General features: G+C 39.7%; 12 protein-coding genes and 1 pseudogene. 10 read left to right on the forward strand and 3 right to left on the reverse strand.

What is annotated here, in order from left to right:
* Positions 1 to 376 precede the first annotated feature (376 nt).
* Positions 377 to 1,336 (reverse strand): orange carotenoid protein N-terminal domain-containing protein, encoded by a 960-nt coding sequence (locus V7K15_RS07455; protein WP_334904423.1) that lies wholly within the window; start codon positions 1,334 to 1,336, stop codon positions 377 to 379.
* A gap of 1,172 nt (positions 1,337 to 2,508) precedes the next feature.
* On the opposite strand from V7K15_RS07455, the gene V7K15_RS07460 reads away from it, so the two are divergent.
* From V7K15_RS07460 to V7K15_RS07505, 10 genes and pseudogenes are all read left to right on the forward strand, one after another.
* The gene (locus V7K15_RS07460; RefSeq protein WP_334904425.1) at positions 2,509 to 3,087 is read left to right on the forward strand and encodes a hypothetical protein; all 579 of its coding nucleotides are present in this window, start codon (positions 2,509 to 2,511) and stop codon (positions 3,085 to 3,087) included.
* Between the two features lie 204 nt (positions 3,088 to 3,291).
* Entirely contained in the window at positions 3,292 to 3,435 is a 144-nt protein-coding gene (locus V7K15_RS07465) for a hypothetical protein (RefSeq protein WP_334904445.1), read from the forward strand.
* Between the two features lie 72 nt (positions 3,436 to 3,507).
* On the forward strand, positions 3,508 to 8,442 hold the full coding sequence (locus tag V7K15_RS07470) for a DUF4011 domain-containing protein (protein ID WP_334904427.1): 4,935 nt from the start codon (positions 3,508 to 3,510) through the stop codon (positions 8,440 to 8,442).
* A gap of 60 nt (positions 8,443 to 8,502) precedes the next feature.
* Positions 8,503 to 9,426, forward strand: a complete 924-nt coding sequence (gene ppk2, locus V7K15_RS07475) for a polyphosphate kinase 2 (protein ID WP_334904429.1) — start codon at positions 8,503 to 8,505, stop codon at positions 9,424 to 9,426.
* A gap of 258 nt (positions 9,427 to 9,684) precedes the next feature.
* Positions 9,685 to 9,942: a hypothetical protein gene (locus V7K15_RS07480; RefSeq protein ID WP_334904431.1), complete on the forward strand. Its 258-nt coding sequence runs from the start codon at positions 9,685 to 9,687 to the stop codon at positions 9,940 to 9,942.
* A gap of 194 nt (positions 9,943 to 10,136) precedes the next feature.
* A pseudogene (locus tag V7K15_RS07485) lies at positions 10,137 to 11,072 on the forward strand (type II restriction endonuclease).
* Positions 11,073 to 11,258: 186 nt separating this feature from the next.
* Entirely contained in the window at positions 11,259 to 11,459 is a 201-nt protein-coding gene (locus V7K15_RS07490) for a hypothetical protein (protein WP_334904433.1), read from the forward strand.
* 317 nt (positions 11,460 to 11,776) lie between these two features.
* A complete protein-coding gene (locus V7K15_RS07495; protein WP_334904435.1) occupies positions 11,777 to 12,007 on the forward strand; it encodes a hypothetical protein in 231 nt (76 codons plus the stop codon).
* Positions 12,004 to 12,228, forward strand: coding sequence for a type II toxin-antitoxin system RelE family toxin (locus V7K15_RS07500; RefSeq protein WP_334904437.1), 225 nt, complete (start codon positions 12,004 to 12,006; stop codon positions 12,226 to 12,228). Before V7K15_RS07495 ends, V7K15_RS07500 begins: the two co-directional genes overlap by 4 nt.
* Before the next feature lie 229 nt (positions 12,229 to 12,457).
* Positions 12,458 to 13,390 (forward strand): Shedu anti-phage system protein SduA domain-containing protein, encoded by a 933-nt coding sequence (locus V7K15_RS07505; protein WP_334904439.1) that lies wholly within the window; start codon positions 12,458 to 12,460, stop codon positions 13,388 to 13,390.
* A 398-nt stretch (positions 13,391 to 13,788) separates the two neighbouring features.
* On the opposite strand, the gene V7K15_RS07510 is transcribed toward V7K15_RS07505, so the two are convergent.
* Positions 13,789 to 14,109 carry a DUF5615 family PIN-like protein gene (locus V7K15_RS07510; protein WP_334904441.1) on the reverse strand — a complete coding sequence of 107 codons (321 nt, stop codon included), beginning with the start codon at positions 14,107 to 14,109 and terminating at the stop codon, positions 13,789 to 13,791.
* A gap of 1 nt (position 14,110) precedes the next feature.
* Positions 14,111 to 14,329, reverse strand: a complete 219-nt coding sequence (locus tag V7K15_RS07515) for a DUF433 domain-containing protein (protein ID WP_334904443.1) — start codon at positions 14,327 to 14,329, stop codon at positions 14,111 to 14,113.
* Positions 14,330 to 14,747 lie beyond the last annotated feature (418 nt).

The raw sequence follows: 14,747 nt of genomic DNA on the forward strand, positions 1-14,747 counted from the left end.
AAATTCCACTTTTTCTAATCTAGCTTTTCAATTGAGGGACGTAGTTGAGGTTGATTTAAAGAAACCGCAAATTTACAATAGTTTGCCTACATTTCACTGAAGCTCGGTTCTAGGTGAACCGAGCATTAATTGAGATACTATTTAATTGATCATCATCGCGGTTAAACAAGCGCAATTGCTTTGGTATTAAAAGAAAGTACTCCAAATTTAAAGCAAAGAAGTTTTGGTTCTATCGCTCCACTTATACTAAAGTGACTTATGCTCTTATTAAATCCCAAATTGAAAAACTGCAAAATCCTTTTTGCATAAGGAGAACAGGTTTAAAAAAGCATGGATTTAATATTAGGAATCATAAAAGAGCGATAGAGCCGAAGTTTTACTTGCGGGTTAGGTTAAGCAGTTCTTTGGGAGAAGCAAGTAAGTCAATAGCCACAAAGTAAATTTGACCTTGAGGATCGAGTAAAAATCTCCAGGCAATGTTCATGCCAACATTACCTCCAAACCAAGGAGTTTCGACGGTACCAGTAATTTTATGCTGTGTATAACCATCTTCTATAGTTTCCGAAACGCCTTTGGTTGGCTTCATCACTAACCCCTGTCCTTCATCCCGTAGGTAGGCAGTGATCGCTTCTCGACCAACAATTGGTTTTTGGAAAGGCGGTTGCAGCGCACCGTTGTTAGCAAATAAAGCAACAGCAGCTTCCAAGTTATCTGCATTCATGGCTTCAATGTAATTCAACACTGTTGGTTCTGTAACTCCCTCAATAGTGAATTTGGGGCTTAGGGATGTACGTGTGAACTTAAAGTTTATAACTTGTGCTTGTTTGTCATCAGCCAGAGACGGATCGAACCCCATATTTACTACAGTATTGCGTAGAACAGTAATTTGCTGACTCTGATCAATTCTCTGAACTGCTTCTAGTACTCCTTTAACTTGAGTTGACATTTGATAGCCTGCTGGCATAGGAGCGACGATACCCTGTTTCATCCACTCTCCTAACTGCCACCAGAATCCTAGTTTAGCGTTGACACCAAAATATGCATAAGAACGGCTGATAGGAGTATCAGCATTACTCGCTAAATCTCTCATTAATTGCGTTTGTTCTTCATGAGACATCCGCTTAATATCGTTGAATATACCTTCCATTAATTGGAGATTTGCTTTTCCGGGAGCAGCTGGAGTAATTGTCCGACCTAGTTCTGCATAGGCATACCAGAGAAATGCCAGTTGATCATCAATGTTGAGCTCAGCAAACATTGCTGTAGTGGCTGGAACAGCATCTGCCACTTGAGTGCTAGAGAAAATATTGCGTGCGGAATCGATAGTATAACTCATGCTTCTCACCTTAAAGATTTACCTATTCAATACTTGCTTTCAGCTACATTTTGCAGCTTGGGGGATAAATCTAGGGCATTTTTCCCGGATGACACAACTATCCCTAGATATTCAAGTCTGAATCATGATCATTCACTACTCTGGCATCATAGCTGGTAAACATTAACAAAACACTAAGATATATCATATTTATCTGATGAATATCATTGAATGAAATATATATCTACTATTTCTTTTTCAAGTTTATAGTCTAACAAAAGTAGTTTTTTGGAAAATCTATCTTCCTTTAGGAAGATATGTAGTTATATAGCATCTATCTAAGTAGATAAATATATCTGCGTTTTAGACTTTTTTGGCAATAAAATACAATTTGGTAATTACTCAACTTCGTTTTTCTAATTACTGTATGTGTTGCAGCAGATTTATCCCCAGCCAGAGGTTGGGCTAAATAAAATCCCTCTAATGCAAGCCCTTGGTATGTTTATTCGTGAGAGGCGACTTACAAATTTTTTGCGATCGCTGTTTAGTTAAGGGATGGCTCTAGCTCAATCCTTTTGCTGCCGAGTTTTGGGCAAACTATGATGTGACAGTCATAGTTTAGGCTGCATCCGATGAAGTGTCGCCGAAGATCATAGCCTTGTTACAATCCAAATATCTAAGTATAGAGATTGCCTAAACTTTTTACCTACGAGTTCTAACAAGAGCGCTAGACCCGAAAGTATTCAGCATCAAACTGTAGGATGCGTTGTCGCAAAGCGCAACGCACCATCATCTCAAATATCCCAAATTTTCGATTTTATACATTTTTCCTAATGCTGTTACCAGTTCTAATCATAGTAAGGGCAGGCGATCGCTAAATAAGTGTAAGTTATTGGTGTAGTTTAAGACCACGGTTGAATTCCTACTGAGAAAAACTTCGTAGGCCGTTAGCAGCGAAGCAAAGCAATTGCAGAGACTTTATGATTAGCTTCTCTACGAGACGCTACGCAAACGCTCCACACGCCTCAGTGCCATGTCTACGACGGGCTACTTCTTGTGCATCCCTCCTGTAACGTGGGTTGGGTTGCAGGAGAATACACTCTACTACTGGCAATTTGATAATATTAACAAAGTGAGCGATGTCTACGACGGGCTACACCTACGCCTTCTTCAGCAGAGAGAACAAAAACACTATGGCAAAGCGTAAAAAAAGCAATCTCCAGTGGATTAAAGAAACGCTTGAACTCAAACCTGATCATCGCTGGGAATCTCCATCAGGCTACAAAATTTTTGTAGCAGATAGAGGCGCTGTTCGCTTCAATGTTCCCCAGAATTGGGTTTTTGAGCCACAAGAAAAATCCTTCAAGTTCATGGATAAAAAACCGCCCAACGACGACTGCTGCTTGGAAGTATCTTTCAATCGTCTGCCACCCAATGACTGGAGCCAGTTTCCGCTAAAATCTACTTTGAAAAAAGTCATGGAAGACGATAGCCGCGACGTAATTGCAAGGGGAGAAATTTTTACCGTCAAGCGCCAAACCGCCAGGATTGTGTGGACTGAGATGAAGTTCATTGACACCCAGGCAGAACCACGGGAAGCTTTTTCGCGGACTTGCATTGGTTTGGGGTCTAATGTTCAGTGCTTGATTACATTCGATTATTGGGTAGATCAAGCAGAGCCGCTAATACCCATTTGGGATGAAGTGATGCGTAGTCTCACATTAGGGTTATATATCCGTGACCCCATGACTGGACTGGCTTTTCCAGACTGAACCACAAGAATGAATTGTGAGCATGGATCAAATTGAGGCGATGTCTACGATAGGTGTAGTTGTATCACCTCACAATTTCTATGTACTAAATTTGGAGCGGGATAGTTACAAAGTTACAAAGCTATAGTTTCGGTTCTATAAGCCTAACTGGTGCGCCAATCTCTGGTATGAGCGGATACCGCCGAGTACTTTAAACTATATCGTTTGATTAGCTCAGTTGGTTTAGATGTTGCATTGCGTTTGAAGGAACTGGAAGTATTAGAGCGGATTGCAGAGAAGATCGATCGGATTCAAGTTAACGGTAGCTTGGATAATATTTTAACTGACTTGATTCGGATGAATCCGTAGCGATCGGGGCAAATACTCACACAGTAAAAGGCCAGTATAATAACAGTAGGTCTATTTACGAAAAAAACGAGTATGCGACAGTCAGCTTCAGACTCTCAACAAAAACTTGTTCAAAAAATTGCAAAGTGGAAAGCTGGGCTGGCTGACTTAGGACGACGAAATCCTCTCATCAAGTTTCGGCAAGATAGTCCTCGAACTTTAGAAATTATCACAGAAAAACCAGATGTTATCTTCACAAAGCTAACTGAAGAGAAAAAATCGCTTGGTTTTTTAATCAATGATAGCGAACATCAAGATATTACCTATTTGGAAAAAACTAAAGCATTACCAGCAGAAAAAAATCTCCTTGAATTAATTACTCGTGAAATAGGCAACGAGCAACTAAAACGGCTAAATAAATTGCGTCTTGAGGCGCGACGATCATTTGAAGAGCGAGGAGTAAATAGCCTCTTTTTGGCGTTTGTAACTTTGACTTGGTATGACAAGGATAAAGCCGAAGATGCTTTGCTCTCACCACTAATTTTAGTACCTGTAGAGTTAATTAAAGAACCTAGACAAGATGTTTATAAAATATCTGTCTTAGAGGAAGATGTTGTATTAAATCCAACGCTGGTACAAAAGTTAAAGCAAACTTTTGGGATTGAGCTTCCAGAGGGAGAAGCTATACAAGGAAAAACTTATAACGAATTAATTACACAGATTCGCCAATTGTTAGCACAACAAAAGACATGGCAAATTAAAGAGAATGTATTTCTCTCGCTATTTTCCAATGCAAAGGCTGCAATGGTTCGGGACATTATCGAAAATGAAGCTCGAATTTTTGACCACCCAATTTTGCAAGCGATTAGTGGCGATTTAACTAGTTATCAGTCTAACTATAAAGAACCCTTACTTGCATCTGCTCTAGATTCACAAGTTAAACCTGAACGAATATTTCAAATTCTTGATGCTGACTCTAGCCAGCAAGTCGTGATTGAAGCCGCGAAAGCTGGTTCTAGCTTTGTTGTTCAAGGACCACCAGGAACGGGCAAAAGTCAAACTATTGTAAATATAATTGCGGAACTGATTGGCGAAGGTAAATCAGTTTTATTAGTTGCAGAAAAAGCAACAGCACTGAGTATAGTTTATAAGCGCATGGCTGAATGTGGTTTAGACCATGTGTGTCTTAATCTCCATCATAGTGGTACAACAGATAAGCGAGAGCTTGTAAATAATTTATCGAAAACTATTGAATATATTAAACAAATTTACAGTGCAGAAAATAATCACCTTTTCTTTGAACGGCTTGTTTCTAGTCGTCAATCGCTAAAATTATATCTGACAAGTTTACACACTAAAGAAAAACCTTTAGAAAAATCACCATTTGAGATATTTGGTGAGCTTTTGAAAAAAGAACGCGAAGTAGTTCCTAGCACAAACATCATATTTTCCAACTTTAGCCAATGGAATCCTAGCAAATTACAAGAAGCAAAAAGTTTATTAAATCAATTAGCACAATTTTTACCTTTCTTTAAAGGAGAGAAAACAACTATTTGGGCACAAAGTTCTCTAGATTCTTATTCCTATGAGATGGAATTGCAAATTACGGAGAAGATAGAGGAATTTCAGCAAGCAATTTTTTCAACAAAAAAAATTAATCAAGAACTACAGCAGATTCTACAATTTAAACCTTTGTTAAATCTAGAGTCTCTAGATAAATGTTATCCAGCCCTAGACTACATACGAAAAGCTCCATCCAATCTTCCAGAAAACTGGACTGGAGTAGATATATCGATTGCTCAAAATGCTCTCACTATTCTGCAAACAGATGTTCAAGAGATTGAAAAAAATACGCTTTCGCAAGAAGCACAAAGTTTGCTAGACCAGCTTTCTTGTTTTCTACTATTCTTAAGAAAAGAAAAAACAACTATTTGGTCACAAAGTACCTTAAAGTCTTGTTCTGAAACGCTAGAGCTAGGAATAAAGCATAAACTCAATAAAATTCAACAAGCAATTTCTCTTATCCAGACAGCTAGCCAAGAGATTCCGATAATTTTAAGAATTCAACCTTTATTAAATTTAGAAAATCTAGAAGCTTGCTTTCCTACCCTTCAACAGATATTAAAAGCTCCAGATGATTTACCCGATAATTGGAATGAATCGGATATTTCAAATGTTCAAGCTGCGTTTAAGAAGTTAAGAAGTGATATTAAATTCCTAGAAGAAAATGAGCCAATTTTAAAACAAAAATATCATCCTGAATTATTCTCCTCAGAATTACCTGCTTTAGCTAATAGATATCAGAAATATAGTCGCTTTTGGTTGATTAGGATTTTTAATCCCAAATACAGAGGCGATATCAAGCTTTTGAAGAAACTAAGCACTAAAGAGGGACAGATTTCCCACAACGAATTAAAACGTGATTTGGTACAAGCTGTTCAGATACAAGCTGCACGCAACGAACTATATCAAAGCAATTATCCAGCCCGTCAGGTTTTTGGATCTTTATTTAACCCCAAAGTTTCTAAAGAAACAGAGTTAAAAAAAATTGAACAAGCTTTAAGTTGGTTGACTGGCTTACAAAAATATTCGCTTTCTGCTGAGTCAGTCCAGCAGATTCTAAATTCTCCTTCTGGACGACGCGAACTGGCTGAATTAGTTAAGAAACTTGAATCCCTTTCTGAAGATATTAGTCAGGGAATGGATTTTTTATTTTTATACTTTAATGAGAATGACATTATTGGGCAATATCGGCCTCATAATCAAATTTTATTTACCGAACTGGTAACTTTCTTAAACCTAGCTCAATCCGACTTACCCGACTTCCGTAAATGGTTGACATATAAAGAAATATATGGGCAACTAGAAAATCTAGGAGTCCAAGATTTCTTAGATGCTTTGCGCGATAACAAACCTAATCCTATTGAGTCTGTAAAAAATAGGATGAGTGATATTGACTACCAGCCCCGTAAGATTTTCGGCTCTTTATTTAACTCTGAAGTTTCTAGTGAAGCAGAGTTAAAAGAAATTGAACAAGCTTTTAATTGGTTGATTGGCTTACAAAAGTACTTGCTTCCTGCTGAGTCAGTCCAGCACATTCTAAATTCTCCTTCTAAACGGCGCGAACTGGCTGAATTAGTTAAGAAATATGAGTTAGCCCATCACAATATTAGGCAAGGATTAGATTTTCTATTATCGCACTTCGACGAAAGTGATATAACAGACTCTTTTCTATCTCGTAATAAAATTACTTTTATCGAACTAGAAAGTTTCTTAAATTTGGCTCAATTGGAACTGCCTTATTTTCAAGAATGGCTGACTTATAAAGAAACTTATCAGAAACTCGAAAATCTGGGAACTAATAAGTTTTTGGATGCTTTACGTGAAAATCAAATTCAAACCGAGCAATGGTTTCCAGTTTTAGAAAAGCGAATTTATCAAATATGCCTTGATGCTATTCTTGCCAAAAAACCTGAGTTGAAGAATTTTAATATTGAAGTACACGAAAGGGTAATCAAAGAGTTTTCTAAACTCGATTTCAACCAACTAAATACTGCTAGAGAACGTCTAAAACAGCTTCATGTGCAACGCTGGCAAAACTGGGAAAAGACTTCACTCGCTCTAGCTGAATTGCCAAATTTGAAAAAAGAAGCGAATAAAAAAAGCCGCCATTTGCCTATTCGTAAACTTCTTAACGACACACAAAAAGGGATACCAAATCTTGTTAAAGCCTTAAAACCTTGCTGGATGATGAGTCCGCTTTCTGTTAGTCAATATATAAATCCAGATATATTTCATTTTGATGTTCTCATCTTTGATGAAGCATCCCAGCTTCGGACTGAGGATGTTGTTCCTTCAATTATCCGTTCTAATCAAGTGATTGTGATTGGGGATAATAAGCAGCTTCCTCCCACATCATTCTTTTCAACTGGAGACAGTCAAGAAGATATCGATGATGAGGATGATGCAAGCTATGAAAGCGTTTTGGACGAATGTTCAAAGTTTATGCTTGGAGGATGCACGCTGAAATGGCACTACCGCAGTCAAGATGAGCGTTTGATAGCTTTCTCCAACCGTAATTTTTACGAATCTAAATTAGTTACATTTCCAAACCCAGTGCAAAATCCAGATTTGGGAGTCTGGTTTCGACACGTTCCTAATGGCGTTTACGATCGCGGTAAACGCAGAGATAATAGGCGTGAGGCTCAAGTGGTTGCTCAGTTAGCGTTGGAGCATTTTCAACGATTTCCCGAACAATCTCTTGGTATTATTGCCTTCAGCGAAGCCCAAGCCGACGCGATTCGGGAGCAAATCGAGATTTTGGGGAAAGAATATCCTGATCTTGAGACGTTTTGTAGTGACAACTCACCCCAGTTTTTTCTGAAAGCACTAGAAAACGTTCAGGGTGATGAGCGAGACGCAATCATACTCAGCGTTGGGTATGCTCGTGATGATCAAGGTAAGCTTTCTCTCAACTTTGGCCCCCTAAATCGACAAGGTGGAGAACGACGGCTCAACGTCGCCGTCACGCGTGCAAAAAGTAAAATTACACTCGTTTCTTCCATCGTGGCTGGTGACATCGACACAACACGCACCTCAAGCAAAGGCATAAAAGCACTGCATGATTACTTGGAATATGCAGCCAGTGGTGGAGAAAAATTGCAAGGTAACTCTTACGCAGATACGCTGCATTTTGACTCGCCATTTGAAGAAGATGTTTATCATACCTTAGTTGATGAGGGATACACTATCCGCACCCAAGTTGGATGCTCAGGCTACCGGATTGACTTGGCTGTAGTCAATAACAATCATCCAGGAGAGTTTTTACTGGGGATTGAGTGTGATGGTGCATCTTACCATAGTTCACCTACTGCCAGAGATCGCGATCGCCTCAGACAAGAAGTGCTTGAAAGGCTTGGTTGGAAAATTCACCGCATTTGGTCAACAGACTGGTTTCGTAACAAACCTGTTCAAGTTCGTCTGTTGAGAGAAAAGATCAAACAACTGCAACAAAATAAGGAAAGGTGAAATAGTCTTATGATTCGATAAACTCTAATTATGTAGATTCAATCGCATGGAGTCACTGCAATGTCAATTGATAAAGTTGAAAACCAGCAAAATAATGATCTAGCTCAACCCGCTACAGGTTTAATAGAAAGCCTAGTAAAGACAAAAGACAAGAAAAAATCTAAAAAATCCAAACGGATTTTTGATGGTAGCACTGAAGTTTTTGCCAAGAAAATTCCCAAAAAGACTTTTGAAACTGAACTAGAGCAACTCCAGATTGAGCTAGTCAAAATGCAATACTGGATTAAGCACGTTGGCTATCGGGTTGTCATAATATTTGAAGGGCGCGATGCTGCCGGCAAAGGAGGAGTAATTAAACGCATTGCCGATCCACTCAATCCTCGTGGCTGTCGTGTAGTTGCTTTGGGAACCCCTTCCGATCGCGAGAAAACTCAGTGGTATTTTCAACGTTACGTGCAACATCTTCCGACAGCAGGCGAAATTGTCCTCTTCGATCGCAGTTGGTACAACCGAGCCGGAGTTGAACGAGTGATGGATTTTTGTACTGAAGCAGAATATCAAGAATTCATGCAATCTTGCCCGGAATTTGAACGAATGCTGGTGCGATCGGGCATTGTTTTAATTAAGTACTGGTTTTCAGTCAGTGATGAAGAACAAGAGCAACGCTTTCTTTCTCGTAGTCACGATCCAGCAAGGCGCTGGAAACTCAGCCCGATGGATTTGGAATCACGTAATCGCTGGGTAGAATTCTCCAAAGCAAAAGATACGATGTTTGCTTACACAAATATTCCAGAAGCCCCCTGGTTTACAATTGAAGCGGATGATAAAAAACGTGCGCGGCTCAACTGCATTCATCATTTATTGAGCAAAGTTCCTTACGAAGATATGACACCTCCTCCCTTAGAGCTTCCGTCTAGACCTGTGGCTGAGGATTATCTTCGCGCCCCCCGCAATGAGCAGTTTTTTGTTCCTCAAGTGTATTGATCTGCAAGTTATCGCTAATGATTGAATATGGCAAACTTTATCTATAGGTGTTGCGATCGCCTATAGCTTCTCTCCAAACCAATTTGGATTTCTGAGTAATGCTATCGAAAATTAGTCAATTTCTTGTGGATCTCACACACAATTGTGAGGGATGCTGATGTCGCCGGAAAGCTTTTTTTGAGCAGGCGGGAATTCTAGATGCAGCCCTAGCCTCGCTAGTTGATAGAATTAAAAGAAATACCAACCCAGCAACAACTCATGATCAGAACCATCGAAGGCATTTATCAGGATGGGCAAATTCAGCTAACTGAGCTACCACAAGATGTTGGCGATCGCTCCCAAGTTCTCCTCACCTTTCTCGATCCTAGCAAAATCAATCCAACCAAACTACGCCAACTGATTGATCAGTTAGAGACAATTGCAGGTATTGGGCAAGGCTTAGAGGAACTCAACGCCGCTCAAACTCGCCCTATTGGGGATTTCGTCCAAGAAATGCAGCAAAAGTATGACATTTGAAGTTGAGATTACCCCAATTGCAGAAGCTCAGATTGAGCAAGCCTATCGTTAGTATCGAGAGCAAAATCCTGAATTTGCTGATCGTTGGTTTCGAGAATTGATCAATGCTATTGCTACTCTACAAGAAAAGTCTCAACGCTGTGCTTTAGCAGTCGAACATGAGATTTTCCCAGAAGAAGTACGCCAACTCCTTTATGGGAAAGCCAAAAATTTATGAAGCAATCCGTGCAGGTTTTGTGGCTTTTGCACTAGAGAAAAATCGACGTGCTACACCCTATGTTGCAGAAGCAAGGGCACTTAAAGAAGCTGCTGCTCAAGCTGAGAGTCCTGTTAAATTACTAAAGATTAAGGGCATCGAGATGGGACTGTTAACTGCGGCAGGCTTATCTGATAAATCTCTAGCGCACCTGATGTCAGAAGATAAGGTAGAAGCTATAAATGGTCTAATCAAAAATTTTCTGGAACCAGCAGGTGCAAACTTTCCAGAGGAATTGGTTTTTAGATTTTTACTGACTCGTGGTGACACGCTTGGTGGCTCAATGCGAAATATTGGAGGCGCGTTGGCACAAAGAAAGCTAACTCGTGCAATTCTTTCCACTCTCACGATCGCAGGTATAAGATACCACTGGCAACACTCAAAGAGTAAAAAGTGGATAGCCATGACAAATAATGATTCAGAAATTGAGTTATCTTTACGGGGAATAAGCTCTTAGAGCGAGATTGGTAGTCGCACACTAATTTATAACCTGACTGTCCCGCTAGTTAGAAGTAATGTCGATCTATGTTTGTTTAACCTGAACCCAGCAGAGTTAGTAGCCAACAAATCTAGCGCCATTGAACCATCTGTAGTTGCGCCATACGTTATCGCCCTTGGTGAACTTAAGGGGGGTATAGATCCCGCAGGCGCAGATGAGCATTGGAAAACTGCACAAGCAGCACTCAATCGTATACGTGAAGCATTTTCTAGAGTAGGGCATTCACCTCTTATTTTCTTCGTAGGATCAGCGATCGCCAGAAGGATGGCAGGCGAAATCTGGAATCAATTGGAAAACGGCACTCTCAGTAACGCTGCTAATTTAAATCAAGATAACCAAGTCGCATCTATTTCTCGTTGGTTGTGCAGTCTATAAAGGCGTATCTGAGTATGTTGATTGTGTTTTCCATCATGCGACACCGAATAGCCCGTCGTAGACATCGCACCCATCATCTCTAAATATGCAGTGGCGTGTTGTCGAGTTGGGGCGATCGCTTAGGTGCTAAATTAAAGACGGTAATATTGGAGTATCAGGCATTAGCAAAGATAGTCAAAGCGCAAAATGACGAAGAATAATGAGGCAATCAACCAAATACGTAAAATTCGCCACATTATATCTCTGGAGAATGGACACAACCCCCAGAAGTTGGTAAATTACTACATTGAACTTCAAAAGCAATATCCTAACCTTATTCAGTACAAAGAGCAGCAGACAAAAATTTTAGAATCCTCAGCACAACAAGGTCTTGAAGCCGAAGCATAGAAGCGATCAATTAAGTCCGCAAAGTAATTTGTATGGGATGATAGGGAATGTTACTGCGATGTCTACGACTGGCTATTCGGTGTCGCACTATCTCGTAAATTAGTTTTATTAACGCGCAATCATCAAGATTTCAGCAAGATACCCGGATTGTTAATTGAGGATTGGACAGTTTAATGCGTAGACGTAGTCCGTCGTAGACATCGCATCCCTTCATCACGCGATCGCAAGCTGGTTGTCGAGTGAATGCACAATCTCTAAATGCGTAGGGTTAAAATAAAGAAACTGGATGAAATTGCGGTGTTTACTCCTACTGAGCTATGACTGAACTACTTCGACAGGCGATCGCTCAAATCGAAAAACTTCTTCCCGATCAGCAAGATGCGATCGCAGCTAGGCTTTTGGCAGAAGTGCAAGATGAGCAAAACTGGGAAAATCGTTTTGCAGCGACAACGGATACTCAGTGGGATCAGATGGCTGCAATGGTACTAGAAGAGATCGCAAACGGCGAAACAGTTCCACTTGATACTGTTTTTCCACCTCAAAAATGAAATCAAGTGTAACCAAAACCTTTCGTAAGCAGTTCAGCGATCTTCCTGCATCAGTTCAAGAACAGGCTGTAAAAGCCTATGCACTCTGGCAAGCAGATCCGTATCACCCTAGTCTTCAATTTAAGCAAGTCAGCCAGAGACAACCGATTTACTCTGCTCGTGTCAGTCTTAACTATCGTGTTCTGGGTTTGTTGGAGTCCGATAGCATTTACTGGTATTAGATTGGCGCACATGATGAGTATGATGAGTTGCTTAAACGGATGTAGCCTGAAGCTAATATTAATAGACGATTGGACGGTTTAATGCGATCGCAATCTGGTTGTCGAGTGAATGCGATCGCTACAACGGTCTACTTCTTGTGGACAAAATCTGTCTAGTACTTAGATATTGATGTTATCTAAGAAAATACCGTATATATACTATGAATCAAAACTTTGACATCCTGTTAGGATGCAATTTGCCAAGGTATGTACACTAAAATTTTTCCACATAATAACTAGTTATCAAAATATGATTTTTAAAAAGACATACATTATAGAGAAAGGCCCAAAAGAATTTGATATTGATATATATAGCGAAGAACGTAATAAAAAATATAAGGTACTGCTTGATACTACAGCTTCAGAAAAAGAGCTTCAGAAATTCTTTGAAGAAAACCCATCTTTTATTCCGGGAGCTTGGACACCAGGAACTAAATCTGGTCATTATCCGCTGCATTGTGCATTAATTACACAGCCTAAGTTGCAGGGACTGACAACAAGGATTCCTGATTTTATGTGGATAGCAACACACAGTTCTGGCTGGTATCCGACCTTAATTGAGATTGAAAGTCCTTCTAAAAAGATTTTCAAAAAGAACGGTCAACCTACATCTGATTTCACACAGGCAAGAAATCAGCTAGAGCAGTGGAAAACTTGGTTTAGTAGCCCTTCAAATGTGCAGCAATTTTTAGAGCAATATCAGATTCCTGATTATATGAGAAACGAAAGGCAGATGAAACTTCATATGATCCTAATCTATGGTAGGATAAATGAGTTTGAGTCTGATGCAATAAAGTCAAAAGAACGCATGTCATTAATGTCAGATGGCATGGAATTAATGAGTTATGATAGGCTGTCATGTGATAGAGAACTTCATAATGCCATAACAATTAGATTAAATGTTCATGGTAAATATGAAGCATTATCTATTCCTCCAACTTTTAAGCTAGGGCCTCATTTGGCAAATAGGTTATCGAAGATTTTTGGTATAGATGAAGCTTTTGATAAAACAATAGATATAACTGATGAGCGAAGAGAATTTCTAAAAAGAAGATGCCCATACTGGGAGGATTGGGTCCGAAATGGAGAAATAGGTATTGTGGGATCAAAGGATGCTGAGTAAATCTCGCTAACAAGCATTGCACCCTTATGCAAAAGTTCTGACTTTATCAGTTTTATAATAGCTTATTGTCGAGTTGAGGCTATCGCTATAATTTAGTATCATAAAATAATACAAATAGTTGAATCTGCCATAATGAACCCTGCAAAATGCAAGCAAAATCTCAAAACCATACTCCATAAGAGTTATACTATCTGAAGCATTAAAATAGATTATTACTACATAACTCTACAACTCGGATTTAGGCTAGAAATAGGCTCTTTTTTCTCCCGCCGCCAAAAAAAATTGCATTACTATGATGTTGAAGTGCGATCGCTAATGGAATTTATTGGTGTTTTAATTGAAAACTACAAAACTGAGCGCATTCCGAAGTTGAAGGTCACAACTACTAGGCTCTATTTTTACAAACTGACTACTATGGCTTGCCCTTTAACTGTCGTGGCTAAACTAGCTAAAACCTTCGGTACTAGAGGTTTCATATCTATCAAACGGTTAGATTGTGCTTGTAAAACAATTACCGCAATATCGAACTGTGGTAGATTTTGTTGAAATGACAAGTTGCGATCGACAGTGATGAAAACATCAAAGTTTGCTTCTGCAAGGGCAAGAAGTTGACCATTCTTTACCCCCGCCCATCCCATCTGAGGAACCGTTTGCACCTCATAGCCAACAAACTCCCTCGCTAGTTTGCGGTCAATACACTCATCCAACAAGAGTTTCATGCTATGCCACCATGCCAACAAGCTGCTTTTCAGCCTCCTCAAGCAAGGCGATAACTTGCTCTCTGCTAACAGTTGGAAATCCATCCAAAAAATCGTTAATCGATTCGCCTGCCTTAAGATAATCCAGAAGCGTCTGCACGGGAACCCTAGTTCCAGCAAAAACTGGAGTACCGCCCATAATTTCAAGGGATGCGCTGATAATTGGGGAGTATTTAAGCATAAGTCTTTCACCTCCGGTTCCGTACCTACCAGTTTATCAATTCTGATCAGATATAACCGCTTTAGGTTTGGTATACCCTATCTTGCTTTTGCTAATTCCACCCCTATCATCTTGTCGAATAAAAACGATGTCTACAACGGGCGATCGCACCATTTAATCTAAAAAATCGTCATTAAAAATAGTCTTTCATTTTACAGTTTTTCTTTGAGCAAAATGCAAGCAAATCCTAAAAACCAGACTCCATAAGAGTTATACTGTCTAAAGCATCAGAAAAGATTGTTATCAGATCACCCTGCAACACGCATTTAGGCTAGAAATAGACTCTTTTTTCTCCCACCGCTAAAAAACTTGCATTATATGATGTTGAAGAGCGTTGGCGCGTAGCCCGCCGGAGGCATCGCTAGGTTCGGAGTAATCC

The organism is Nostoc sp. (genome assembly GCF_036919815.1).
Classification (GTDB): Bacteria; Cyanobacteriota; Cyanobacteriia; order Cyanobacteriales; family Nostocaceae; genus Nostoc.